Annotated in this window: 30 protein-coding genes; 16 read left to right on the forward strand and 14 right to left on the reverse strand. The window is 65.8% G+C overall.

The window, feature by feature from the left end:
* Window positions 1–12 precede the first annotated feature (12 nt).
* A complete protein-coding gene (gene lipA, locus NGR01S_RS13620; RefSeq protein WP_063036666.1) occupies window positions 13–1,035 on the forward strand; it encodes a lipoyl synthase in 1,023 nt (340 codons plus the stop codon).
* A gap of 141 nt (window positions 1,036–1,176) precedes the next feature.
* Window positions 1,177–1,464: a putative quinol monooxygenase gene (locus tag NGR01S_RS13625; protein WP_063036668.1), complete on the forward strand. Its 288-nt coding sequence runs from the start codon at window positions 1,177–1,179 to the stop codon at window positions 1,462–1,464.
* 204 nt (window positions 1,465–1,668) lie between these two features.
* Here NGR01S_RS13625 and NGR01S_RS13630 read toward each other — a convergent pair whose 3' ends face one another.
* Both NGR01S_RS13630 and NGR01S_RS13635 read right to left on the reverse strand, forming a co-directional pair.
* Entirely contained in the window at window positions 1,669–1,962 is a 294-nt protein-coding gene (locus tag NGR01S_RS13630) for an NAD(P)H-binding protein (RefSeq protein ID WP_063036670.1), read from the reverse strand.
* Entirely contained in the window at window positions 1,959–2,912 is a 954-nt protein-coding gene (locus NGR01S_RS13635) for an EamA family transporter (protein ID WP_245664580.1), read from the reverse strand. Before NGR01S_RS13635 ends, NGR01S_RS13630 begins: the two co-directional genes overlap by 4 nt.
* Before the next feature lie 79 nt (window positions 2,913–2,991).
* Here NGR01S_RS13635 and NGR01S_RS13640 point away from each other — a divergent pair, with 79 nt between their 5' ends.
* Window positions 2,992–3,888 carry a LysR family transcriptional regulator gene (locus NGR01S_RS13640; RefSeq protein WP_063036672.1) on the forward strand — a complete coding sequence of 299 codons (897 nt, stop codon included), beginning with the start codon at window positions 2,992–2,994 and terminating at the stop codon, window positions 3,886–3,888.
* A gap of 1,185 nt (window positions 3,889–5,073) precedes the next feature.
* On the opposite strand, the gene NGR01S_RS13650 is transcribed toward NGR01S_RS13640, so the two are convergent.
* On the reverse strand, window positions 5,074–5,982 hold the full coding sequence (locus NGR01S_RS13650; RefSeq protein WP_063036676.1) for a hydrogen peroxide-inducible genes activator: 909 nt from the start codon (window positions 5,980–5,982) through the stop codon (window positions 5,074–5,076).
* Between the two features lie 131 nt (window positions 5,983–6,113).
* Between NGR01S_RS13650 and NGR01S_RS13655 the strand changes: the two genes are divergently transcribed.
* From NGR01S_RS13655 to NGR01S_RS13665, 3 genes are all read left to right on the forward strand, one after another.
* Window positions 6,114–6,701: a peroxiredoxin gene (locus NGR01S_RS13655; protein WP_063036678.1), complete on the forward strand. Its 588-nt coding sequence runs from the start codon at window positions 6,114–6,116 to the stop codon at window positions 6,699–6,701.
* 15 nt (window positions 6,702–6,716) lie between these two features.
* Window positions 6,717–7,256: an alkylhydroperoxidase, AhpD family gene (gene ahpD, locus NGR01S_RS13660; RefSeq protein ID WP_063036680.1), complete on the forward strand. Its 540-nt coding sequence runs from the start codon at window positions 6,717–6,719 to the stop codon at window positions 7,254–7,256.
* A 252-nt stretch (window positions 7,257–7,508) separates the two neighbouring features.
* Complete coding sequence (locus NGR01S_RS13665; protein ID WP_245664581.1) at window positions 7,509–8,534, forward strand: alpha/beta hydrolase; 1,026 nt, start codon at window positions 7,509–7,511, stop codon at window positions 8,532–8,534.
* Between the two features lie 164 nt (window positions 8,535–8,698).
* Here NGR01S_RS13665 and NGR01S_RS32825 read toward each other — a convergent pair whose 3' ends face one another.
* Window positions 8,699–9,130: a hypothetical protein gene (locus NGR01S_RS32825; RefSeq protein WP_063036682.1), complete on the reverse strand. Its 432-nt coding sequence runs from the start codon at window positions 9,128–9,130 to the stop codon at window positions 8,699–8,701.
* An 86-nt stretch (window positions 9,131–9,216) separates the two neighbouring features.
* Window positions 9,217–10,152, reverse strand: a complete 936-nt coding sequence (locus NGR01S_RS13675) for an AraC family transcriptional regulator (protein ID WP_063036684.1) — start codon at window positions 10,150–10,152, stop codon at window positions 9,217–9,219.
* Window positions 10,153–10,282: 130 nt separating this feature from the next.
* On the opposite strand from NGR01S_RS13675, the gene NGR01S_RS13680 reads away from it, so the two are divergent.
* Window positions 10,283–10,975, forward strand: coding sequence for an NAD(P)H oxidoreductase (locus NGR01S_RS13680; RefSeq protein ID WP_245664582.1), 693 nt, complete (start codon window positions 10,283–10,285; stop codon window positions 10,973–10,975).
* A gap of 182 nt (window positions 10,976–11,157) precedes the next feature.
* Here NGR01S_RS13680 and NGR01S_RS13685 read toward each other — a convergent pair whose 3' ends face one another.
* From NGR01S_RS13685 to NGR01S_RS13695, 3 genes are all read right to left on the reverse strand, one after another.
* Complete coding sequence (locus tag NGR01S_RS13685; RefSeq protein ID WP_063036687.1) at window positions 11,158–11,541, reverse strand: VOC family protein; 384 nt, start codon at window positions 11,539–11,541, stop codon at window positions 11,158–11,160.
* 248 nt (window positions 11,542–11,789) lie between these two features.
* Window positions 11,790–12,101, reverse strand: coding sequence for a hypothetical protein (locus NGR01S_RS13690; protein ID WP_157107251.1), 312 nt, complete (start codon window positions 12,099–12,101; stop codon window positions 11,790–11,792).
* 78 nt (window positions 12,102–12,179) lie between these two features.
* Entirely contained in the window at window positions 12,180–12,998 is an 819-nt protein-coding gene (locus tag NGR01S_RS13695; protein WP_169811907.1) for a DUF3048 domain-containing protein, read from the reverse strand.
* Window positions 12,999–13,244: 246 nt separating this feature from the next.
* On the opposite strand from NGR01S_RS13695, the gene NGR01S_RS13700 reads away from it, so the two are divergent.
* Window positions 13,245–13,664, forward strand: coding sequence for a hypothetical protein (locus NGR01S_RS13700; protein ID WP_063036693.1), 420 nt, complete (start codon window positions 13,245–13,247; stop codon window positions 13,662–13,664).
* 111 nt (window positions 13,665–13,775) lie between these two features.
* Here NGR01S_RS13700 and bla read toward each other — a convergent pair whose 3' ends face one another.
* The 4 genes from bla to NGR01S_RS13720 all read right to left on the reverse strand — a co-directional run bounded on the left by bla (window position 13,776) and on the right by NGR01S_RS13720 (window position 17,554).
* Window positions 13,776–14,732, reverse strand: coding sequence for a class A beta-lactamase (gene bla, locus NGR01S_RS13705; protein WP_063036695.1), 957 nt, complete (start codon window positions 14,730–14,732; stop codon window positions 13,776–13,778).
* A 165-nt stretch (window positions 14,733–14,897) separates the two neighbouring features.
* Entirely contained in the window at window positions 14,898–15,362 is a 465-nt protein-coding gene (locus tag NGR01S_RS13710) for an NUDIX domain-containing protein (protein WP_063036697.1), read from the reverse strand.
* A 150-nt stretch (window positions 15,363–15,512) separates the two neighbouring features.
* Window positions 15,513–16,187, reverse strand: coding sequence for a tetratricopeptide repeat protein (locus tag NGR01S_RS13715; RefSeq protein ID WP_063036699.1), 675 nt, complete (start codon window positions 16,185–16,187; stop codon window positions 15,513–15,515).
* A gap of 320 nt (window positions 16,188–16,507) precedes the next feature.
* Window positions 16,508–17,554: an NsdA family TPR-like regulatory protein gene (locus tag NGR01S_RS13720; protein ID WP_507762094.1), complete on the reverse strand. Its 1,047-nt coding sequence runs from the start codon at window positions 17,552–17,554 to the stop codon at window positions 16,508–16,510.
* Between the two features lie 270 nt (window positions 17,555–17,824).
* Between NGR01S_RS13720 and NGR01S_RS13725 the strand changes: the two genes are divergently transcribed.
* The 8 genes from NGR01S_RS13725 to NGR01S_RS30950 all read left to right on the forward strand — a co-directional run bounded on the left by NGR01S_RS13725 (window position 17,825) and on the right by NGR01S_RS30950 (window position 22,396).
* A complete protein-coding gene (locus NGR01S_RS13725) occupies window positions 17,825–18,157 on the forward strand; it encodes a WXG100 family type VII secretion target (protein WP_063036701.1) in 333 nt (110 codons plus the stop codon).
* Window positions 18,154–18,453, forward strand: a complete 300-nt coding sequence (locus NGR01S_RS13730; RefSeq protein WP_084480877.1) for a WXG100 family type VII secretion target — start codon at window positions 18,154–18,156, stop codon at window positions 18,451–18,453. Before NGR01S_RS13725 ends, NGR01S_RS13730 begins: the two co-directional genes overlap by 4 nt.
* A 13-nt stretch (window positions 18,454–18,466) precedes the next feature.
* On the forward strand, window positions 18,467–19,789 hold the full coding sequence (locus NGR01S_RS13735) for a polymorphic toxin type 28 domain-containing protein (protein WP_245664583.1): 1,323 nt from the start codon (window positions 18,467–18,469) through the stop codon (window positions 19,787–19,789).
* 33 nt (window positions 19,790–19,822) lie between these two features.
* A complete protein-coding gene (locus NGR01S_RS30225) occupies window positions 19,823–20,245 on the forward strand; it encodes a contact-dependent growth inhibition system immunity protein (RefSeq protein ID WP_157107252.1) in 423 nt (140 codons plus the stop codon).
* Window positions 20,235–20,885, forward strand: a complete 651-nt coding sequence (locus tag NGR01S_RS13745; RefSeq protein WP_169811908.1) for a pentapeptide repeat-containing protein — start codon at window positions 20,235–20,237, stop codon at window positions 20,883–20,885. The genes NGR01S_RS30225 and NGR01S_RS13745 overlap by 11 nt, the downstream gene beginning before the upstream one ends.
* A 64-nt stretch (window positions 20,886–20,949) precedes the next feature.
* Window positions 20,950–21,246, forward strand: coding sequence for a hypothetical protein (locus tag NGR01S_RS30945; RefSeq protein ID WP_157107253.1), 297 nt, complete (start codon window positions 20,950–20,952; stop codon window positions 21,244–21,246).
* A 181-nt stretch (window positions 21,247–21,427) separates the two neighbouring features.
* Complete coding sequence (locus NGR01S_RS13750; protein ID WP_245664584.1) at window positions 21,428–21,889, forward strand: hypothetical protein; 462 nt, start codon at window positions 21,428–21,430, stop codon at window positions 21,887–21,889.
* A 210-nt stretch (window positions 21,890–22,099) separates the two neighbouring features.
* Window positions 22,100–22,396, forward strand: a complete 297-nt coding sequence (locus tag NGR01S_RS30950) for a hypothetical protein (RefSeq protein ID WP_157107254.1) — start codon at window positions 22,100–22,102, stop codon at window positions 22,394–22,396.
* Window positions 22,397–22,763: 367 nt separating this feature from the next.
* Here the strand turns inward: NGR01S_RS30950 and hydA are convergent, their stop codons facing one another.
* On the reverse strand, window positions 22,764–24,155 hold the full coding sequence (gene hydA, locus NGR01S_RS13760) for a dihydropyrimidinase (RefSeq protein ID WP_063036714.1): 1,392 nt from the start codon (window positions 24,153–24,155) through the stop codon (window positions 22,764–22,766).
* The gene (locus NGR01S_RS13765; RefSeq protein WP_063036716.1) at window positions 24,152–24,535 is read right to left on the reverse strand and encodes an allophanate hydrolase-related protein; all 384 of its coding nucleotides are present in this window, start codon (window positions 24,533–24,535) and stop codon (window positions 24,152–24,154) included. Before NGR01S_RS13765 ends, hydA begins: the two co-directional genes overlap by 4 nt.
* Between the last annotated feature and the right edge of the window lie 6 nt (window positions 24,536–24,541).

Consider the following 24,541-nt stretch of genomic DNA (forward strand, 5'->3'; position numbering starts at 1 on the left):
GATGGACGCAGCATGACCTCCGCCCAAGCTCCCACCGGCCGCAAACTGCTGCGTATCGAGGCCCGCAATGCCGAGACCCCGATCGAACGCAAACCCGGCTGGATCCGCACCCGCGCCACCATGGGCCCGGAATACACCGAGCTCAAGGGCCTGGTGAAACGTGAGGGTCTGCATACGGTCTGCGAGGAAGCGGGCTGCCCCAATATCTTCGAATGCTGGGAAGACCGCGAGGCCACCTTCCTCATCGGCGGCGAACAGTGCACCCGGCGTTGCGACTTCTGCCAGATCGATACCGGCAAGCCCTCGCCGCTGGACCGTGACGAACCCCGCCGGGTCGCCGAGAGCGTCCAGGCCATGGGCCTGCGCTATTCGACCATCACCGGCGTCGCCCGCGACGACCTGGAGGACGGCGGCGCCTGGCTCTACGCCGAAACCGTGCGGGCCATCAAGAAACTCAACCCGGCCACCGGCGTCGAACTACTCATCCCCGATTTCAACGCGAAACCGGATCAGCTCGCCGAGGTCTTCTCCTCCCGCCCGGAGGTACTGGCGCACAACCTGGAGACCGTGCCCCGGGTGTTCAAGCGGATCCGCCCCGCCTTCCGCTACGAGCGATCGCTCGAGGTACTCACCGCGGCCCGCGCCGACGGCCTGGTCACCAAGTCCAATCTGATCCTCGGTATGGGCGAAACCCCCGACGAGGTCACCCAGGCCATGCGCGACCTGCACGAGGCCGGCTGCGATATCCTCACCATCACCCAGTACCTGCGCCCCTCGCCGCGCCATCACCCGGTGGACCGCTGGGTGAAACCCGAGGAGTTCGTGGAGCATTCGAAGCTCGCCGAGGAAATCGGTTTCGCCGGAGTGATGGCCGGACCGCTGGTGCGGTCCTCCTACCGCGCGGGCCGGTTGTACGCCCAGGCCATGGCCCACCACGGCCGCCCCATCCCGGAAGCCATGGCGCATCTCGCCGCCGAGGGCACCGCCACCCAGGAGGCCAGTGCCGTCCTGGAACGGTTCGGGTCTCGGGTCTGATCGCTTGCGTCCGCCGGCGGATAGGGTCCGCCATCGGACGGCCCACTCGCGCCGGGTGATTCGCTGGCGGATCAGCGATGAGTTCGCCCGTGTCGACCCGTCGGGAACGGTGACATCACCGGATACCCAGGGAGACACAGCATGCTCATCGTCGCCGGACATCTCACCGTCGATCCATCGGCCCGCGCCGCCTACCTCGACGGGTGCATCGGGGTGGTCGAGCAGGCCCGCTCGACGCCCGGCTGCCTGGATTTCGCACTGAGCCCCGATCTCACCGATCCTGCGCGCATCAATATCTTCGAGCGCTGGGTGGACCTGGAATCGGTGGAGGCGTTCCGCGGCTCGGGTATCGGCGACGAACAGAATTCGGCGATTCGCGGCGCTTCGGTAGCCGAATACGTGATCGCCGAAATCCGTTCGCTGACCTGAATGCCGGCTAGAACTTGATGCGCTGCAGTAGCGCCGGGATCTTCGAGGCCGACATGAGTGCCTTGAACTGCCAGCTGTCGTCGCGCGGGAGTATTCCACCGCGCTGGGTGATCGAAGGCGTCGTAGCGGGTTTCGCCCTCTTCCATCAGCCCTTCGGCGTTGAAGTGATAGCGGTCGACCGCGGGGCATTGGATGAAGCGGCCGTTACCGTAGAGCACGGGAGCGCTGCTGTCGTAGGAGCGTGTGGGTGCTCGCGGCCACCGTATGCTCCTGGCCGGGAACCGGCCGGGTGGCGACCACGACAGCATCCGCACCGGCCGATATTTCGCTGATCCGCGAGCGATCGTTCGCGTCACCCTGTACGGCGACCACACCGGGCGGCAGCAGGACCGGTCGCCCGTTCCGGAAGACGGCCACCGGGTCGTGTCCGCGGTGAGCAGCTTCGGCGACGACCCGGGAACCGACCATCCCGGCGGCTCCGACGACAACGATCTTCATCGTGATATCTCCTTCGTCGCGAGAGTGACAGGGGTGCCGCGCCGCCTGACCGGCCCGGGAAGCTGGCCCGCGACGATCGCGGCCAGCGCGAGCCCGAACCCCGCCAGCTGAATCGGGCCGAGGGTCTGGCCGAGCAGGGCGGCACCGAGAACGGCGGCCACCAGCGGCGAGAGCAGTGTGAGGATCGCGACGGAGTTCACCGGCAGGGTGGTGACACCGCGGAACCACAGCACATAGGCGATGAGCCCACCGAACAGGCCGAGCCAGAGATACCCGAATGCAGCGGACAGCCCGATCGCCGGCGGAGAGCCCTCTATCAGGAGCGTGAGTGGCGCCAGGAAGAGCCCGCCCGCCGTGAGCTGCCAACCGGCGAAAGCGGTCGGGCCCACCCCGGCGGGCCGGCCCCAACGTTTGGTGAGCGTCAGGCCCAGCGCCATCGAGGCCGCGCCGCCCAGTCCGGCGGCGACCCCGATGAGGTCGAACGCCGCGGCCGGTCCGAGCACCACCAGACCGACGCCCACCAATCCGGTCGTGCCCCAGGCCATCCGCCACCCCGACGGGCTCTCGTGCAGCACGGCTACCGCCAGCAACGCGACGACCAGCGGTTGCGCGGCCGCCAGCGTGGCGGCGACCCCGCCGGGCAGCCGTTCGGCCGCAATGAACAGCAGCGGGAACAGCAGGCCGATATTGAGCACCCCCAGGACCGCGGCCCGGCCCCACCACGCTCCGCGCGGCAGGGTCGGAGTGATCGCCAGGGCGATGAGTCCGGCCGGTAGCGCGCGCAGCAGACCCGCGAAGAACGGATGCCCCGGCGGGAGCAGCTCGGTCGTGACGATATAGGTCGTGCCCCAGGCGACCGGCGCGAACGCGGTGAGCGCGGCCCGGGGCAGATCGCCCCGGCGCGAATCCCCGACGCCCGCGGGGAGTTTTTGGGCAGCTGGACTTTTCACTCTCGAAGTCTCGCTCCGCGATTTCGATGAGTCCAACACATGTTTGTCACTCGAACGATCTCGATACAAGATTGATCCCATGGAGCTGCAACAGCTGCGCTATGTGCTGGCCGTCGCCGAAACACACAACTTCACCCGAGCCGCCCAGCGCTGCCTGGTCGTCCAATCAGCGCTCAGCCACCAGATCGCCCGCCTGGAGCGCGAACTCGGCGCGAAACTGTTCGAGCGCACCAGCCGCCGGGTCCGGCTGACCCCCGCAGGCGTTGCGTTCCTCCCGGCCGCGCGCCAATGCCTGGACGCCGCCGAACGCGCCGTCGCCGCGGCCGCCGCCGCAGTGGGCGAGGTGCGCGGCCGGCTCGCTGTCGGCCTGATTCCCTCGGTCACCGCGGTCGACCTCCCCGCCGCGCTGCGCGAGTTCCGCGGCCGTTACCCGAATGTCCGGATCAGCCTCCGGATGGGGGCAAGCGACGAGCTCACCGATCAGGTACGCGAAGACGCACTCGATATCGCTTTTCTCGGTCTGCCGACCACCGCGCGTCCTCGCGGTGTCACTGCTCACGAACTCGCCCGTGATCGCCTGGTCGCCGTGGTCGCTCCCGAACATCCACTCGCCCGCGAGGCCTCGGTCGACCTGCTGCGCCTGTCCGCCGAAACCTTCGTCGACCTCCCGGCCGGGACCGCCGGGCGCGCGCAATCCGATCAGGCGTTCGCCGCCGCCGGAATCGACCGTGAAGTCGCCTTCGAGGTGTCCTCCGCCGAGTACATCGCCCGCCTCGTCGAACAGGACCTGGGCGTGGCCATGCTGCCTTCCGCCTACACACCGCAGCTCACCGGCGTGGTCACCGTCGAGGTCGCCGATGCCCCCGCCCGGGTCGAGTACCTCATCTGGAACAGCTTCTCCCGCAGCCCGGCGGCATCGGCGTTTCTCGCCGTCCTCGATATTGCGGACCACTCGGACGCAGCCGGTGGCAACTGACCCCGGCACAGCCGACCCCGCTCGCCGACTCCGCGCAAGTGATGCCGCGTTGACCACGCGCGGGCCGGTGCGTATCCGGCGGGCCGGTAGCGGATCGGCCAGGACAGCGCTGCCGATGAATCGACGGTGCGGCGGCGATGACACCGTCAGCCTGGATGACCCGATCGCGGGCGGCGTACAAGGCGGCGGTGAAAATGGTGCTGGACGCCACCTCGATCCGGATGCTGCTCACTCCAACGGTGCTGGAACTTGTGTGGCGTCGACCGAGCAGAGAGCGGTGGCGCGTGTCTTTATCAAAGGTCGGCCGCGCCTTTACCGTAGATGACAGCAACAACCGCTTGGTCGTGTAGATTCTGAGCAGCGGAGCCGGATGCAGCGGCGGGAAAGAGCTCAGGTAGTTCGGAAGAGCGGGTTCCGATCGGACTTCCTCGCGCAGCACTCGACACTCGACGCCATGTGGTGATCGTTCAGTTGTTTTATGGCTGGCGTCATCCTGCACGGTCCGGCGAAAAGAGACGAGAGGTCGGCAAGGTACAAGAAAGGAAATTGCCACAATGCTGGGGTCTATCGTAATTCATCTCGGCCCTGTCTTTAACATAGATTTCAACCTCATGTATCAAATGTTGCAGAACCTCGGTTGATCCGGCACCGACCTCGCCCCACGGGGATCTCTGGTGTAGTCAGCGCCGGACCAGTATCATTGGCCCCGAGATAGCGCAGCACCTCCCAGTGCCACTTCCCTTACTGAAGGAGAGACGCAGCCATGATGAACGGACTTGTCCTCCATTTCGGTGATACGTTCAACACCTCGATCATGTTCTTCTATCAGATGATGCAGATGTACGGATGACCTTTACGCTGCCAATGGCAGTGCCGTCGATATCTATCACCCAGGTTAACGGCAATGCAGCGCAGTTAGTGTTTCTGTCCGGTTGTCAACCGGGTAGGGGTGCACGCTGATGCGGGTTTTATAGGTTTTACGATCGATGTTTCCTTGTGCGCGGTGCGAACGAACAGTGGAGCTCCTGCAACGAGGACGATCTCGGTCGACAACCTCTCTACCCGCAGTTCCCCTGTCCCATCTCAGATCACCCGAAACCCACCACCGCGACTTGACACCCACCTCGATCCGCCGACTCGCGGCATTGCACCCGACCCCCGTACCCGGCGGAAGCACACAAAGGGTCAGAACGGCCGCTGGGTGCAGATAATTTCGGCGAGGTAGGCGTAGTCGTCGGCCCGGCCGCTGGAGGCACGGAAGACCAAGCCGAGAGTGCGTCCCGGCGCCGGATTCGCGAAACGTGCGGTTTCGAGTGCGCCGCGGCCGGTCTCGGCCGCGACCGCCATCTCCGGGATGAGAGTGATCCCGAGCCCCCCGGCCACACACTGGACCACCGTGGACAACGACGCCGCGCGGGTGTCCCCGACCCCGCCCGGGTGGACTTCCGTGGAACGGCACAGCTCGAGGGTCTGGTCTCGCAGGCAGTGCCCCTCGTCGAGGAGCAGCATCGGGAGCGCGCTCAGCGCCGCGGGTTCGAGATCGGCCCGACCGGCCAATGCGTGGCCGGCGGGGGTCACCAGAACGAATTCCTCTGTATACAGCGGAATCTCGACCAGACCCGCAGCCTCGGCGGGAAGGGCGAGCACTGCGACGTCGAGCAGTCCGGCGCGCAGTTCGTCGATCAGGCGGGCCGTTTTGTCCTCGATCACCTGCGGGGTCAGCGCGGGAAGTTTGCGATGCAGGGTGGGCAGCAGAGCTGGGAGGATGTAGGGGGCTGCAGTGGGGATGATTCCGATGCGGAGTACCCCGGCGAGGGTTTCACCCGTCGCCGAGGCCAGGAAACGGTCCGCGGCTTCCAGCGTGGCCGTGGCGTCGGGGAGCAGCCGGGCTCCTGCCGCGGTCACCAGTACGCGCCGGGTGCTGCGCTCGATGAGCTGCAGTCCGAGTCCGCTTTCCAGTGAGGCCAAGGACTGCGACAACGTGGGCTGGCTCACCTCGAGCCGGGCCGCGGCCGTACCGAAATGCCGGTATTCGGCGACCGCGACGAACGCACGCAGCTGCGACAGGGTGGGCTGATAAGACTGATCGGACATACCTATCAGTCTAGTGCCACTCATCACTTTTGCCTTTTGCCGGTGTTTCGGCAAGATTAGTTACGAGCTTTCGCCTTACCGGCTGGAAATCGACCACGCCGGTACCACTGATACAAGAAGGAGTTTCGGGCATGCCCCTGCTGACCATCGGCGACCAGTTCCCCGCCTACGACCTCACCGCGGTGATCGGCGGTGACTTGTCCAAGGTCGACGCTCAGCAGCCGGACGACTATTTCACCCGGGTCACCAGCGCCGATCACGCGGGCAAGTGGCGGATCGTGTTCTTCTGGCCGAAGGACTTCACCTTCGTGTGCCCGACCGAGATCGCCGCGTTCGGCAAGCTGAACGAGGAGTTCGCCGACCGTGACGCCCAGGTCCTCGGCGCGTCCGTGGACAACGAGTTCGTGCACTTCCAGTGGCGGGCCCAGCATGAGGACCTGAAGACCCTGCCCTTCCCCATCCTGTCCGACCTCAAGCGTGAACTGGCCACCGCCACCGGCGTTCTCAATGCCGACGGCGTCGCCGACCGCGCCACCTTCATCATCGACCCGAACAACGAGATCCAGTTCGTGTCGGTGACCGCCGGTTCCGTGGGCCGCAATGTCGACGAGGTGCTGCGGGTGCTGGACGCGCTGCAGTCCGACGAGCTGTGCGCCTGCAACTGGAAGAAGGGCGACCCGACCATCGACGCGCGCGAACTGCTGGCCGCGAGCGTCTGAGCGGAAGGAGAACTGGTGAGTATCGACAATCTGAAGAGCTCGCTTCCCGAGTACGCCAAGGACCTCAAGCTCAACCTCTCGTCCATCTCGCGGACGACGGTGCTCAACGAGCAGCAGCTGTGGGGCACCCTACTGGCCGCGGCCGCCGCGACCCGTTCCACGGCGACCCTGCGGGAGATCGCCGAAGAGGCGGCCGATGTGCTGTCCGCCGAGGCCTACAACGCCGCGCTGGGCGCCGCCTCCATCATGGGCATGAACAATGTGTTCTACCGGAGCAAGGCGTTCCTGGACGGTAAGTACGACGATCTGCGGGCCGGTCTGCGCATGCAGATCATCGGCGCCCCCGGCGTCGACAAGGCCGATTTCGAACTCTGGTCCTTCGCGGTGTCCTCGATCAACGGCTGCCGGCACTGCCTGGAAGCGCACGAGCACACGCTGCGTGAGGCGGGTGTTTCGCGCGAGGTGATCTTCGAGGCGTTGCGTGCCGCGGCGATCGTGGCCGGGGTCGGGCAGGCCGTCCAGGCCACCGAGGCGCTGGCGACCGCCGCGGTCTGAGCCCGACCGGGCGAACCGCGCGAGCCGGAACCGGGCGACGAGGAAGCTCCTCGCCACCCGGTTCTGTTCGTCGATCGTGGGCGGCCGGAGTGCCCGGAGAATCCCGGTGCGCCACCCGCCGTGCACGGTCGGCTCCGAAAAACTCCGGCGCACCACCAAACCGGAAGCAGGACCCACGCGAATTCCCTCCCGATGCCGTTCCAGGTGCCGAGGTCAGAAGACCCCGGCCGACGACACGAGAGGTTCGCGACTGTGACTGCACGGCGATGGACACGTACGAGCGCACTGCGCTGGGGACTGGCGGCCGCGCTGGCCGCGGCCGGGCTTGCGGGCACCGCGAGCCCCGCCACCGCGGCCCCCGATGCGGCGCACGTCGTCTCCGCGGAGAACGTGAGCGACCGGCAGCAGACCGTAACGGTCTTCTCCCCCGCGATGAACAGGCCGATCCCCATCCAGGTGATCCGCGCGGCCGATACGTCGCGGCCGCGGCCGACACTGTACCTGCTCAACGGTTCCGGTGGCGGCCCGAACGAGAGCGGCTGGGACAAGCAGACCGACGCCTTCCAGTTCCTGAGCGGTAAAGACGTCAATGTCGTCACACCCTACGGCGGCGCCAATTCCTATTACACCGACTGGATTCGCGACGACGCCGCCCTCGGCCGTAACAAATGGCAGACATTCCTCAACGAGGAACTACCGCCCGTGATCGAGAAGTTCCTCGGCGCCGACGGCAACCGGGCACTCGCGGGTGTTTCGATGAGCGGCACCTCGGTATTGAACCTGGCCATCGCCAAACCCGGCTTCTGGAAGAGTGTGGCCTCCTACAGCGGCTGCGCCCAGACCTCCGACCCGGTCGGCCACGAGTTCGTCCGGCTCACCGTGGAACTGTGGGGTGGCGGGCAGAGCGTCGAGAACATGTGGGGTCCGCAGAACGGGCCGCTGTGGCGGGCCAACGACCCACTGGTCAATGCGGAAGGACTACGCGGCACCGAGGTCTACCTCAGTACGGGCAGCGGTATTCCGGCAGCGCCGCACGACACCCCCTTCGATCGCCGGGTACAGGAAGGTCGCATTCCACTCCCGGTGCAGCTCGCGTTCGGCGGGCCGATCGAGGCCGCCATCCGGTACTGCACGGTGAACCTGGCGAACCGGCTGCGTGAGCTGGACATCCCGGTGACGCTGGACGATCGGCCGGTCGGCACACACTCCTGGGGTTACTGGGAGGACGATCTGCGCACCTCCTGGCCGTTCGTGGCACAGTCGATCGGTATAGGCTAGCTCTTCCTGCCGGCGATGAGCGCCGCTCGGGCGGGGCTCATCGCCGGGCACGACCTCGGCGCCACGCCGGCGGCCGCCACTATCCGTTCTGCCGCGGCAGCCTCGGTACCCGATCCCGGGCCGGGCATACCGATCATCGGATCCGGCGGCGTGCGTGGAATCGCCTACGGAAGAGGCAGACACGAACTACCGGCGTCGAGTCCCTGCCCTCGCACATCGACTTCGATGTATTTCGCCGAGGTGTACTGCCCCGGGGTGAACTGCTGTGCGGTGATGTTCTGACGGCCGGGATATTTCGGCGTCCATTCGAAGGTCGCGGTCCCGTTCTCGGGGTGATAGACGGCCTGGCCCAGGCGCTCTCCGCCACCCGGAACCTCCCCACCACTGTTGATGATGGTGACCTCACCCGCCTCGGACGGCGGTGCGTCGACCGTCGCGGTCACCGTATAGGCGCACCCGGCCTGCAGCCCGTCCGGGCCGGCGGCCACCTCCACTCCCGTCACGGCCGCTCCCGCACCCGGTGCCGCGTACGCTGCCGCAACGCCCAGAGCCCCCAGCGCCGCGGCGAAGCCGAAATGTCGGATATTGCTGTACATATCGAACCTTTCGTGATCTTCGGTAGGACTCTCCGACCCTCCCACACCCGTCCGGCACCCGCCCGGTCGGGCGCCGGACGCGCAGTTCACGCTCCGATATCGGCGGTGGCACGAAAATCACTCGGCCGGATACCTCGATGCCGTTTGAACGCGGCACTGAAACCGAACGCGTCCGCATAACCCACGGCCCTCGCCACCTGCGCCACCGTCAGGCTGTGATCGGCGAGCAGCTCTTCCGCCTCGTCCATCCGGCATTCGGTGAGATACGCCAGCGGCGACTGCCCCATGATCTCGGAGAACCGCCGTGCGAACAACGCCCGCGATACCCCCGCTTCCGAAGCCAGCGAGGCGACCGTCCACCCGGCGGCGGGCTTTCCGTGCATGGCCTCCAACGCCGGCCCCACCACCGGATCGGCCGGCCCGCGATACCAGCCCGGTGCGCCCGCGTCCTGCTGGTCGAACCAATCACGCAGCGTGCACACCAGCGCCCAGTCGAGCAGCCGGTCCATCAGTGCCTGCGCACCCGCCGGCCGGCGCACCGCATCCGTGGCCACCGACTCCATCCACGCGCACACCTCCACCTCGTCGGAGACCACCAGAATCGGCGGCACCGCGCGCAGCAGGCGTTCGTGGCGCCGCCCCGACGCCCGGTAGGCGCCGACGATCAGCGCGGTCTCGCCGGCCAGGTCGTCGCCCCAGCGGCCGTCGTCCAGCGCCGCATCGCATTTGGCGTCCGGCGCGAAACAGGCGACCTCGTATTCGTCGTGGGGCAGGCCCACCGTGTCCGCGTGGTCGGCGAAGAGGAAGGGTTCCGGGCCCCGCACGATCGCGGTGTCGCCGGCCTCGATCCGGCGCTCGCTCCCGCCGGGCAGCAGGAGCGTGCCCCCGCCGCGCAGCACGGTGATCATGGTGAGCGGTGCGCGGTCGGCGAACCGAATACTCCACGGTGCTTCCAGCACCGCATTGGTGAGTACGGCACCTTCGGCGCGGATGCCGCTCAGCAGTGTGCTCAAGGGGTCCACCCCACCGAGGTTAGACGAACTCCTATCAGATGTAGATCTTTACCCATAGATCGTCCATCTGATGGCGTGTGGAATGAGATCAGACCGCACAACCGAGCATCCGGAGAGCCGGATCGAGATGGAGGACCCCGTGTCGCACAGCACGATCGACGACGCCCCGACCACCCGCACCGCACTGGTCGTCGTCGCTCACCCCCGCCCCGACTCGCTGACCGCCCATATCGCCGCTCTGGCCGCCCGGCGGCTCACGGCGGCGGGCTACCGCATCGACCTGCTCGACCTGCACGCCGAGAACTTCGATCCCCGGATGAATACCGCCGACCTTCCGGAATGGGGAAACCGGGAGAAGACCTACTCTCCGGAGGTCGAGAACCATATGCGGCGCGTCCTCGCCGCCGATGTCATCGTCGCGGTGTTCCCGGTCTACTGGGTGCAGGTCCCGGCGATCCTCAAGGGCTGGATCGACCGCGTCTGGAACTACGGATTCGCCTACGGCCGCAGCAAACCCCGGCTCGCGGGCAAACGGATGCTGTGGCTCGGCCTGGCCGGTGCCGCGGACGACGACAGCGCCGTCGACCTCATGCAGCAATCGTTGGGCATGCAGCTCAACGACGGTATCGCGTACTACTGCGGGCTGGCCGAGTCGTCGGTGGGGCTGTTGCCCGGTGCGGAGGAGAAACGACAGCGCCTGGACGCCGACGGCAATCTGCTGCTCGACGAGGCACTCACCGGCGCGGTGCGCCAGGCCCACTACGCGGCGCTGGAAGACCGGGCGGGGCGTTTCGTCGACGATTTCCTCACCGGCGACCGGGTGCCCGCCTGACCTACGCGGACCCGGCCGGAAGTCGGCCCCGACCGGGCGGGCCGGCGGGGATTGTCCGAGGACGCTGGGGGCGCGCCGCTCGCCGCTTCGCGGTCGGCCGACGTGGCATTCCTGATCACGATCGGCGCGAACTCGGGCGCGATCCGATTCCGGTGCCGGAACAGATCACGGCGCACCCCGCCTCACGGGATCGGTTTTCCGACGATCCACTCGTGACCGAACGGATCCCGCACCCGCCCCTGACGCGCCCCGTACGGCTGATCCGCCACCTCGAACACGATCTCGCCACCCGCCTCCACCATCTGCCGGGCGAGGCGGTCGGGATCGGCCGACAGTACGGAGAGAAGAAGACCGCGACCGCCGAGCCGCAGTGGGTCGTGGTCGATATCGTCGGCGTCCTTCACCTCGAATACGGCTCCGCACGGAAGTTCGAGCGCGGCGAAAACCACCCTGCCATCCGCCTCGTGCCGCTGTTGAAGATCGGCAGCGAATACGTCGGTGTAGTAGCGGATCGCCGCGTCGGCGCCCTCGATGATCAATTTCGGCGTGATCTGCTCGATACTCATGAGTGGAGTATGTGCCGAGCCGCCACGCACCGACTTGGAGATTTGTCTCCTGGAGTGCGGGCGGCGCGGACACCAGAAATTCCTACGAGAAACTATCCGGTCACACCTCATCGCGCAGGCGCCGCACCCCCGAGTGCGACGAGCACCCGGAATGCAGGTCCCGCGGGCGACCGGGAAGCGTGTCCCGCGCGATGGCACGCGAGACACGCCCGTCCTGGGGTAGTCCGGCTCTCTCTGTGGCAGAGGGCTCAGAAAGGTTGACCCTGCAGGAGCGCGAACGCGCCCGCGATGAAGAACAGGGGAATGAAGAGGGCGGTGGCGACAGGATCGCCATTGAGGTAGCCCTGACGAATATTCTCCATGGCGGCCGCGGAACCCGAATTCATATCAATTGACCCTTTCGCTGCGTCGTGCTCGACACAGTCCACAGTACTGGGGCATCCCCTCGACCATCGACGGGAAGTCGATGCGCCGAACTCGGCCGCGTGCCACATCAATACCGTGTGGACGATATCGGCTCCGGCGGCGCGGCTTTCGGATTTCTTCGCAATCATGGACATGATCAGTCCCGCCATACAGGTGCACGGGCAGTCGCGGTGGGAATACGTGCGAAACGGCGACGATATCGCTCGCGGTGCTTACGCCCCCGGTGACCAGAGCTGCGCTGGAATCAGGACAGTCCACACCTGCCCCGGCGCGAAGGGGATGGCGGTATCGGTGGAGGTTGTATAGGTTGTGCCGGCCTGTGGGGAGGGCCGGGACCACTCGGCCCGGAACGCTCGACCGTCGCGGAGTACGAGTGCCCGACCGCTACCGGTCGTCCGGGCCAGCGGTGAGACGCTGCCCGCGGTATCGCTGATGGCCGAGTCCTGCACCTGCACACTCTGCAGCACGACCGTACCTGCCATGACCTGTCCGGTATCGGCACCGGTGTAGGCGGCACCATCCATGGACACCAGCCACCGCTGATGTTCGGGTGACCAGTCGAAACCGATCAGCGTATCCGGATACCGCGCTTCCTGATGTTGTGTGGGCCGGCCACCGGCAGGCGTGGGACCGAAGTACGGTTGCGAAGCCGGCGGCCAGCCGCCGCCCACGGGTAACCGATCCGAGCGGACGAACAGGTTGTGCGGGGCGTCGCGACTGTAGTCGCGGTAGTACGCGCCGGGTTGCCGATCGGCCGAGGCGTTCTGCAGCGACGAGCGATCGACGGAGGCAACCAGCTCGGGCGCGGCACCGGAGGAGGCCAACGTCGGGTCCCCGAACTGGTCCAAGAGCGTCAGATCCGTTTCCCGCACGCTTCGGATAGGACCGATCACCGGGGGTTTGTCGGTCGAGAACACCGCAGCCAACCGGCTGGAACCACCCTCGACCGGCTCGACGTAGACCATATCGGCGGCTGCGAGCCCGACCGGTGGCCGTGCCCGCGGGCTGTTGTCTATCTTCGCGACCAGCACGGGCGCCCCTACCCCGGAGGTCGCCGGACCGGGCGGAGCGCGCTCGGGTCGGGTGCCGCTATTGCACGCGAACACCGCGCACATTCCCAATGTCGTCAGGAACGCGGCAATCCAAATCCACCATCGCTGTTGCATAGGTTCGGCCCTCTGACGCAGCCGATTCTACGCCGCGCTCGACCATCCACATCGCACTGCCGGTCACGGCTGATCGCCGAAGAGTGTGGCCGCCCCTTCGTCGCAGCCGGCGTGCTGGCAGCCGTGGGACCGGCGCCGCTACTGCTGACCGCGCCTGCCCACGCCGAAGCGGACACCGTGCACTTCACCGCCGGAACCTTCAGCTGCGCCATCTACGGCGACGGAACGGTCGGCTGCGATATCGCGCAACCCACCCGCCTCCAATACCGCTTTCTGCCGATCCCGTTGCAGACGAGCGAGATCGTCATCGACCAATCGTGGCTGCCCGCGCACCCGACCTTCGACGGTGGCACGCCGTATACGCCGCCCGGCGGAAACCCGCAGATCAGCGACGTCAAAACCGGGGTAGGCACGTGGGGGCCCTACGTCGAACACGCCGGCGCGCGCTGCGATGTAGGGCTCCACGGCAGCTTCGGGTGCCAGTCCAAGGGGCGCGGGTTCACCGTCTACGGCGGCACCATCTCGGCCTGACCCGCGCGGCGCGGTCCGGACCACGCCTCTCGACCACACCGCGCGGGTTACCGGAATCGACCGGTCGCCGGTAGGCCCACAGCTCGGTCCGGGAGGTGACCGAGTACCGCGTCAGCCGATCGGGCTGTTCCCGAGTGCTTCCACAGCGGCCCGGGTGGCGGCGGCCACGAGATCGTTGGCCGGTTCGGCATCCTGCTCGGATTTGGTGGTGAGCACCGCGATGACCAGCGGAGCCCGCCCCGGCGGCCAGGCCACGGCGACGTCGAGGGCGGAACCGTACGCCGGGGACCCGGTTTTGTTGCCGACCTTCCAGTCGGCGGGCAGTCCCGCCCGGATGCGATTGCCACCGGTCGCGCTGGCGACGAGCCACGCGGCCAGTTGCGCGCGTTCGGGTTCCGCGAGGGTGTCGCCGACCACGAGCGCGCGATAATCGGCGGCCAGCGCCGCGGCGGTGGTGGTGTCGCGTTCGTCGCCCGGGATCGCGGTGTTCAGCTCGGTTTCCCAGCGATCCAGTCGCGAAGTGTCGTCACCGAGGGTGCGGAGGAACGCGGTGAAGCCCGCGGGCCCGTCGAGCAGTTTCAGGATCTGGTTGCCGGCGGTGTTGTCGGACACGGTGATGGCGGCGTCGCACAGGGCGGCCACCGTCATCCCGGTATCGACGTGCTGCTCGGTCACCGGCGAGTTCGCGACGAGGTCGGTACGCGGGTACCGGATCACTCGGTCGAAGAACCCCGACGACAGCGGATGCTCGTGCAGCAACGCACCGCACGCGAGACCCTTGAACGTGGAAGCCATCGGGAACCGCTCACCGTCACGGTAGGCGACACTGCGGCCGTCGGCGGTGTCCACCGCGAACACCCCCAGCCGCGCACCGTGCGCCGCTTCCAGATCGGCGAACTGCTGCGTCGTCACGGTGTGGTCGGTAGTACTGGCCGGCGCGGTCGCGACCGTGGTGCCGGGACTTGCCTCGCATGCGGTCGCCGCCGAGAGCGCGGACACCGCCAGTGCGGCGGCGGCGAGCCGGCGGCGGTCGAATGAGACGAGCTGAACGAGTGCGGAGAATTTCACCCCCGCAGCACACCACCACACCCGGGCGCCGGGCCAATACACAACTCCCCCGTGAACAAGTCGGACTTGATATCGCCGCAGTTCATCCGGGCGGTATCCGACCTGATAGGCACGGCCGACCACGCTCGGCGGTCCGCGGTGCCGTACCGGAGCACCCGGTCACGTTCACATCGGGACCGACGCGAAACCGAATTCCCGCAATATCCGGCCCGCTCGCGCATCCGCCCATGCGGTGGCCACGAAATCGAGCGTGTCCCCGGGCAGATTGTCCGGGTCGGCCCAGATGAGTTCGCTGCACTTGTGTGGCCCACGGATCTCCGGTGTGCCCTGCCACGACTCCGCGGCGAAGAAGATATCGACCCGAGGTTCTCCGGCCCAGCGGAACATCGTGCCGCTCGGGCGTAGATCATCCGGGGCGAGGGTGATACCGAGTTCCTCGGCAACCTCACGGACCACCGACTCGGTCAGCGCCCGGCCGCGGTCGACATGGGCGGCCGGCAGCCCGAGCCGCCCGTCGGCGTAACCACGACCGGCCCGCCGCAACAACAGGATTCGGCCGTGCTCGATGAGAAAGACATGGGCCGCCACCGGGTAGCGGTCGTGCTTGGTATCGAACACATATCCCGACATGGGCTCCTCGTTCCGAAGTTTCCGCGGCGGCGGCCGGGGTCGCGTGGCAGGTCGGCGTACACCGTAACGCCCCTGCGGCCCGGACCGGATGCGGTGCCGAGGGTGTTTCATCCGGCGAGCGACGGCCGGGCCGCGATGACCTCGACCGCCTCACCGCCGGATGTTCTCGATCAGCTCCGCCAGCTCCCGGACGCGGCGATCCGCTCCGCCGTACCGCGCGTCCATCTGCCCCTGCAATCGCGTCAGCCGGTCCACCGCCTCATCTCGCCGGCCCATATGGAGAATGCACTCGGCGAGCCGGCGTTGGCAGTACATGACCTGATCGTCGTAGGGGCCGCGTTCGGCGGTGAGGTCATCGATCAGGGCCCGGTAGAGATCACCGGCCTCGCCCCAGTCCTCCGAGTCGAACCGCAACCCGGCCAGTTCGATCCGAGCGTCCACCACATCGGCATCCCGCGGCCCCAGCACCGGGATCGCCTCGCTGACAACCGTTTTCAAGTGTCTGATTGCAGGATGGTAGCGGGACTCGTCCGCCAACCGGCGCGCCCGGTCGATTGCTCGGTGGAGATCGCCACGACTCACATCTCCAGTGGGTACCGGAGGAGCTGAGACACTGGGACGCGGCTCGTCCGGGAGGATGACCGCGGAGTGGTCGTCGGCGGGGACGGCGGCAGCGACCACGTACATACGGGCGGGACTGTTCACGTCGTTGACGAGGTCACCGAGCGGTGTGGCGTGGCGCATCAGTACGGTGTGGACCGTGCCCGCCCCGGCCGGGCGGCTCTCGGGCTTCTTCTTCAGCATGCACATGATCAGCCCGGCCATACGGCGGGAGTTCCGGGGCGCTCGACCCGGATGTCCGGCACCGCTCTGGATACCTGCTGTGACCACACCGTGTACGCGTTGTCGCCGGTGACCACCCGGAAATGATCTGCCGGTAGTACTGGTGGGTCGGGTGTGTTCGTCTCGAGTGTTCTGCTTTCCGCCCGAACCGAGGACCGGCGACGGGCGACCGGCCCGGCACGGCCGGGTGTTCGCCTTGGCCGATCCGGGGACGCATCCCGCGCTCTCGGCGGCGACCGGCTCCGATACCGATTGTTATGGCCTCGCCCGGGCGGTGTCGTGGCCGGGGTTGCATCCCCGGCTCACCTGCGGCCCGTGTATCCCACATCAGCCAGAATCTCCCGCAATTGCCCGGCATCGTCGCGCGCCGAAGGTGCAGATTCAACAGTGTCGAGGTAGTCGATCGCATCCAACAGGGTGGTCGCGGTACGGGTAGAGCGAATCTCATCGATCAGGGGCATCACGCGCCGGACCGTATCGCTAGTGTCCCTCCACGCACGCGCTCGAATTTGTGCGTTGAACAGCGCGGCGAGGTGGTGGTAGCGGGAGCGGACCTCTCGGTAGGGAGTGAATTCGACCGAGGCAGCGAAAGTATCGACCGCTGCACTCCAGTCGGCACAATTGCTATGGATAACGGCCTCGTGCCAAGCCATTTCCCGGTCGTCGATCCACCAGGCCCAAGCCGGGTCGCCATCACGGGTGCCATCGAGGTATAGGGAGCATGCTCGGCGGAACGAGTGTTTGGCCGAGGCCTCGTCGCCCGCCTGCGCCAAAGCGCGGGCCTCACGAATGCGGAACAGCGCTTCCAATCGGGGAGAGAGCGCCCGAGTTTCCAGCACCATTCTCGCGATACGCAGCGCTTCCGCCGGGCGGCCGAGGTCACCGGCGTGCATGGCCATGTTCTGCAAGGTCAGCAGCTCGATGCTCCGATCGCCCGCCAACCGGGTCAGGTGCAATGCTTCGTTGTTCACTTGCCGCACGAGTTCGTGTTTGCCTGCGTCGTAGAGCAGCCATCCCGTGACCTCGCCGATCTCGCCGGCCGCCGCATACAGTTCGCGCTCGGTCTCCGGATCGCAGCGCACGCTCCCCAGTTTCCGGTGCACCGATCGGAACAATTGGAGAGCGAATTCCGACCGCAGACCTATGCCGTGTTCGTCAACAGCGCTCTCTGGCCGCCGACCCAACTCATCGGACTGGCCACCGGGTACCGGCAAGGTCCGGCGAGACCACCAATTACAACTCGCACGCCGCGCTGAAAGCACTGAACGAGCTGAGATTCGCCACGTTCGAGCGCGTGGAGTACGACACGCTGGGAACAGTAGTGGTGCGCGAAAGCCGGGAGCGCACATAGAACCTGAGCAGCCGTCGCGGCAATCGTCGACAAATCCGTGCGCCGCGATACCGCGTTCCTACGGCGGGTATCGGCGAGCATCGGTGAATACGTCCTGACCCCACGTCGAGGACTACCCCGATTGCCGGTGCTGCTGTGCCCGCCGCCGGGCGGATGCCCGCCGACTTCGGTCGCCACTCGGGCGCTGTTGGCCGTGCTTTCGAGCCGCCCAGGTAGCTCAGCCGTGAACTGGTTGGGTACGGCAGACAGCGCTGGTAATCTGCGGGACATGGTCGATTCCGGGGGAAATCCGAACCAGCCCGCCGACATCACGGTGGTACCCGACGAAGTCCTGGCGGTGGGACAGTTCGTCGCCGATATCGCGCGGAACCTGCGATCAGGTCTCGATTCGGCCAGTAGCGAAGTGGACGCCGTACTCGGCGACGGTTGGCGCGGCGACGCTTCCGACGAGTTCAGCGGCGGCTGGACCGAGCTCCGCGACGGCGGCATCAAAATTCTGCAGGCCCTCGAAGGTATGGCCGCCGAACTCGGCGTGCAGGCCGGCACCTACGAAACCACCGACGACCACAACTCCCAGCAGTTCCCGAGCCTGAACCTGTGAACAACCCCGAATTCACCGTCGACCTCGAACGCCTCGACCAACTGGTCACCCGCCTGTCAAACCTGGCCGGATACCTCACTGAACAACTCGACCTCATCGACGACAAAGTCGCTGTCCTCGACGGCGCTTGGGAAACCCTGGCCGCGAACGCCTACCGTGACGCCCACCGGCTCTGGGCGGTGGGCGCCCGCGAATTCGGCACCGGCCTGGCCGATATCAGCGACGCGGCCCGCGCCGCCCACGACCGCTACACCCGCGCGATCGAACTGAACCGCACCATGTTCGGCAACAGGTGAGACCACCGTGTACGTGAACTGGCAGACCTACTACGACGCCGCCAAAAAATGCCACGACCTTGCCGCTGAACTCCGTACCGCCGACAAACCTGTCCATGATGCGGTCAAGGGCCGATGCACCGGCATGGCCGGTGATGCCCCCGGCTGCAAACAATGGGGCGAAACCTACGACGAACGCGCACGCACGGTCCTGCAGACCTGCACCAACCTCGCCGACGCCCTCACCAACTTCGGCTACCTCCTCTATGCCACCGGCTACAACCACGGCGTAGCCAATAAGAGCAATCCCGACCGACCACAGGTCGCCGACGTCACCGTCCACTCTGTGCAGATACCCAGCTCGGTCGCCGACAACGGCAACGGACTGGGCCACCAAGGCGGAGCAGCGGAGTTCTTCGACAGCCTCCTCGACAAGGTGACCGCCGAGTTAGGGAAGCTCCCCAACGGCGACCTCGACAAACTCGCCACCGCCGAAACCGTGTGGAAAACCTTCGGCAACCACGAGACCGTCACCGGCGCCGCCGCCCGCATCTCCGCAATCGCCGACCTGCTCACCGGCATAGACGAACCGCAGACCAGGCAAGGCATTGCCAATGACTTCGCCACCATGAGAACAGCCGCCGAAAGCCTCGCGGACGCGGCACAGGTAATGGCCGCGCCCATCGGTGAATACCGCACGAACACCGAGGAAACCAGTCGGCAGATCAGCAGCGAGACCACCACGTTTCTCGTCGAGTCGGGGATCATCATTGCCGCCGCAGTCGCTGTTTCCTGGCTCACTGTCGGCGGTAGTCTGGCAGCCGGCACCACCGGTATCGTCGCGCTCGCCGGTGACACCGCCCTGACGATCAGCCGCATTTACCGGGCCAGCCGGCTCTGGGCCCTTCTCGGCCTCGCAGGCGCCGCCGCAGCCGTCGTCGCCTTCGATAAAATTCCGGACCTCACACAGGTCACCACCAGTCTCGCTGCCATTATCGCCGCTCGTGCCTACCTCGACACCGAGGCCGAGGGCCCCGCCGGCACCGATGGCACAAGCACCAGCGACCGGCCGACCAAAACAGACAAGATAAAAGAACACCTGACGGATCGTGACCTCGACGCTGCGCGTCGGGAACTGAACGGCGAAGTAGTGGCGAGAAAGCCCGACGGTACGCCATGGGATCATGTCCGGGAAGTACGAGACGCACAGAACGGCCTCGTCAAGCGTATCGACCAGATAAAACGCCAACTGGGAGACTCGCGAACCAACCCCGCCGATCGCGCGGAGTTGGAACGGGAGCTGTCCGAGGCGAGCCGACTACTCGACTACAGCGAACAGTTCGTCCCACGTGGATGAACTGGTTCAGCCGCAGAGGAGGAGAGGAACACAGTGACAAATCGCGATCCACGGTCACTATCGCAGATCGATGGCCAGGCCTGGCCCGCGCCGGACGCGAATGCGACCCGACTCATGAAAACTGTGCATGCGCTGAGAGACGTCCCTCTGCCAGATCTCACCGTCGAAGACATTCGCATCCTCCTGTCGCAAAGAGAGGGTGTCGATGTGCTGACTCCGGTGGCGCTGGACATCCTCGGCGCCAATCCCCTTACCGAAGGTGACTTCTACCCAGGCGACCTTCTGACGGCACTCTTGGGCTGCCATTCACGAGAAACCGATTCCGCCGAAGTCGTTACTCGAATCGAGCAACTGATCGAACTAATTTCGGAAAAGGGCGATCTCGAAAAGTACGACGCGCCGCATGACACGATATGGTCGTCCATCGTCAATTGGCGTGGGGCCTTTGACCTCTGAGCTGAGGGCTCGCAACTGGCCTGCGAACCCGATAGCTCGGCGGACCCTGATCAACTACCTTTCGGCCCTGTTTGCCGATGCCACGACAGAGAGCAGTTCTTCGACACTGCTCAGCGGCGCCGGGCTCGACTTCACCGGCGCCGACCTGTCCGGCCTGGACCTGCTCGGCGCGGAACTCAGCGAAGCGATCCTGACCGATGTGAAGCTGATCGGAACGGATCTGTATACGGCATGGCTGACGGCAGCCGACATCCGCCGGGCAGACCTGAGTAGCGCCGACCTCCGCAAAGTGCAGGGTCGCGGCTGTCACGCCCAGCATGCCGTCTTCCACGGTGCGGATCTGCAGCGCGCCGACCTGTCGGTATCGGAATTGGCGGGTGCGGATTTCCACGAGGCCCACTTGCAGCGAGCCACATTCTCGGGAGCGGATCTTCGCGAAGCGAACTTCAGTGGTTGCACGTTCGAGCGCACGAGACTCTCTCGTGCAAGGATTTCCGGCGCCCGCCTCGAGGGCGCCGCAGGCATGGTCGTCGGCCCAGTCGATGTGGGTGGGGACACGCCGACACTCCTGGATAGGACCGAACTGCAGGATTGGCTCAACTCCGTCGGCGCAGTAGACGTCCGAGTCCGTCAACCCTAGCTTCGGTAATCACTGACCGATGGGGAACAGTCGTGAACATGTTCCCATTGGAGTAGGGAGCACAGTGGGAATAGCGGTTATCGTGCAGAACCAGATACACCAGCCCATAGAAACAATAACCGGCACAACCGCATCCACGCTGCCTGAAGTAGTACTCAGGGAGCCCAGGAAGCCGCTGATGCAGGGAATTCACAGATACGCGGATACAATGTACAACTCGTACCAGCTGAAATTTCTGCTGGAGGAGTTGAAAGATTTCGAACCGCAAAGTGAAGACGAAAGAGCGGCCATCTCATCGCTACGTCGTGCCGCGGAGCTTGCCATAAGCAAGCACGGCTACCTGTGGTTCAGCGGAGATTGAGAACTGATCTACCGATGTGGTGCCCGGTGGGTGGACACCTACACCGGGCATACCGCACGACCCTCCCCCTCGGATCACGGCCTTTACCCGCCCGTAGCACCGTCGCCGGCGCGGCCACCATCATCACGATCGACGGAACATATCTCAACGGACGAGTAGTGAAGGTGCACCTGCCTAAGTGATGAATATCGTTCTGGAGAATTTTCTGCTGTATGGAATTTACGACGACTGGGCACCCCTGTCCGAGTTCGAGAAGAACATACGAACTTTGACTCCGTCCGAACATTCCAGGCAAGCGGTGCTGGAGCAAATTCGCGAGCTTCTCGACAAGGGATATATCCGCGCAGGAGCCTTTCCCGGCGGTGGCCGGTCCTGGGAACCATGGGAAGTACCCACAGCGGAGGCGATTCAGCGGATCGCCCGCGGGTTCAACGGCGTTCCCGGATACCTTGATATCTCGGAAGAGGAAACTGGCTCGAGCGAGGTGTTCCGAGCAGAAATCACCGAGCGCGGCCGGTCGCGCCTGCAAGCACTCGGCGACCCATACGAGAACTACGGTGACCCGTGGTACGACGATCCCGCCCTCAATGCCCGGGAGTGGGGGTACCCGCCCTTCCATGCAGCCGACCGCGGGCGCCTGTAACTATTCCGCGCATTGGAACCTTAGAGTCGGACTCATACGGAGCAGTTCCCGTGGTTGCACTGTGCAAGTCCATCTCTCGCACGGAGATCCCCACGGCACGAGGATTCTCAGTCGCGCCGGATGGGACAGGTACGTTCTCGCCATACCTCGAGCCGACGTGGAAGCCGTGGAGGACAGTTATCAACATGCATCCAGTGAAATAGGAGTGAAGTGGGAATCGACATAATTGTTCAGAACCAGATACATCAGCCGATCGAAACGGTCACCGGCCCGGCCGGGTCGACCCTCCCCGACATAGTTCTCCGGGATCCCCGTATGCCGATGTTTCAGGGAATCCACAACTATGCCGACACCATGTTCAACTCGTACCAACTTCAGTTCCTGCTGAGGGAACTGAATGATTTCGAACCGAGAAGCGAAGGCGAACGAGAAACCATTTCATCGCTGCAACGCGCTGCCGAATTGGCGATCCGTGAACACGGCTACCTGTGGTTCAGCGGCGATTGAGAACTGATCTACCGATGCGGTTCCCGGTTGGTAGACACCGACACACCGGGCATACCGCATGACCTGTCCCCTCGGATGACCGGTCGCTACCCGCCCTTCCACGTCGCCGGCCGACGGCGCCTGTAACTATTCGGCGCACCGGAACAACCACCAGGTTGCCTCCTCGCAGCGTGTATGCGGCATATCGAGGTGGGGACGTGGATGTTTCCGGCCGGTGCGCAGCTCGAGCGCGGGTCATCCGATCGGTACCTGGGCTGACATCCGAAGCGCGTTGCCCGGCGACGAAATAACTGGTCTGCGTCGCGACGAGGCCGCGATCACCGATTCCCGCGACGAACGCCGACCTTCGGTGGCCGGACAGGGCCGCTCACATGTGGAATGCGCCGCTGAAGTCCAACGGGTCCGCCCGCAGGTGCCGGCCGCGGGGTGTAGCGTCGACCAGCTGCCCGTTCTCGACCACGACGCGACCCCCGACCAGGACAGTGACGGGTTTGCCGCGAAGACGCCGCCCCTCGTACGGGGTGTAGTCGGTGGCCATATGCAGCTCGCCGATGGTGACCGTCCACTCGAGTCCGGGATCCCAGATCGCGATATCCGCATCGGCGCCCGGCATGAGCGAACCCTTCCGGGGGTAGAGGCCGTTGGTCCGCGCGGGATTCGTCGCGGTCAGCTCGACGAACCTGCTCGGCGACAGCCCCGCCCCATCGACATAGTGGGAAAAGATGACCGGGAGCCGGGTTTCGACGCCCGGTAGTCCATTGGGCATATGCCGGACATCGTGACGGTGCGAATTCTTCTGCGCCGTGTCGTAACAGCAGTGATCGGACCCGATGGTGGTGATATTCCCGGTGAACAGCTGCCGACCGAGGCCCTCGACGATATCGGCGGATCGCAGCGGCGGACAGCAGACGAAACGTTGCGGTGCAGCGCCGGCGTATTCGGTGTCGTCGAGCGTGAGGTGGTGTGCGACGGTCTCGGTGAAGGCGACCACACCTCGCTTGCGGGCGTCGACCACCAGCTCGACCGCGGCGGCACTGGATTGATGCACGAAGTAGACCGGCGCACCCTGTGATTCGGCGATAGCGAGTATCGCGGCGACCGCCGCGGTCTCGGCGAGTTCCGGTCGCGTCCGCGACATATGGGCGGCATCGACACCACCGGCGGCTGCCGCGGTGTTCTGCGCATCGGTGACGATGGCGTCGGATTCGCAGTGGATGACGACCATCCCGCCGAGATCACGAGTCACCTGCATCGTGTTCAGGATCGTGTGTTCGTCCGCCATCGTCTCGCCGGCATAGGTGGTGAACATCTTCACCGTGCGGATACCGGCATCGGCCATGACCGCCAGTTGCCCTGCCGTTGTCTCGTCCCATTCGACGACACAGGCGTGCAGCGCCGAATCACACAGTCCCTCCACCGCCTTGGCGCGCTGTGTCTCCGCGGCGTCGAGCGGCCGCTGGCCCGGACGGGGAATGGCGAAGTCGATGATTGTCGTGGTACCACCGAAGACTGCCGCGGTCGTACATTCGAGATAGGAATCCAGCGAGGTGAATTCGCCGGAGGTGAAGCCGACGTGGCAGTGCGGATCCACTCCGCCGGGCAGGACGAGTTTACCGGTGGCATCGATGACCTCGGCGGATTCGCCGGCCGGCGTACCGGGTGCGACCACCGCCACGACCTTGCCGTCCTCGATCACGAGGTCGGCCGGTGCGGACCAGTTCGATTCCACCACCGTGCCGCCGCGCACGACTTTCCTCATTTGTCCTCCAGATATGCCAGCCATCCGCCGCGGTCACTGATATCGGTGACACCGGGCGCGCCGAGTGCGCTCTCTCGCATCCGCATGGCCAGCGACCCGCTCCCGTCCGCGAGTTCGATCACGCCGAGTTCGAGTTCGGCCGGCTCCCGGGGCAGTAGTTTCTCGCGCAGCAGGTCGTAGTCGACCTCGTACAGTTCACCCGGTACCACGGCGCCACCGGAGCCGACGGGATGCAGACCCGGGAATTCGTCGCGGACAGAGTAGAATCGGTACTTCGGGGCCGTATCGACCTTGCCGAGAAAGCGCGCGCCGGTCAACGCGTCGTTGAGAGTGCCGCCGGACATCGCCTGCCCGTTGACGAACATTGTGACCCGATCCATGAGATT

Origin of the sequence: Nocardia grenadensis NBRC 108939, assembly GCF_001613445.1 — a bacterium.
GTDB lineage: Bacteria > Actinomycetota > Actinomycetes > Mycobacteriales > Mycobacteriaceae > Nocardia > Nocardia grenadensis.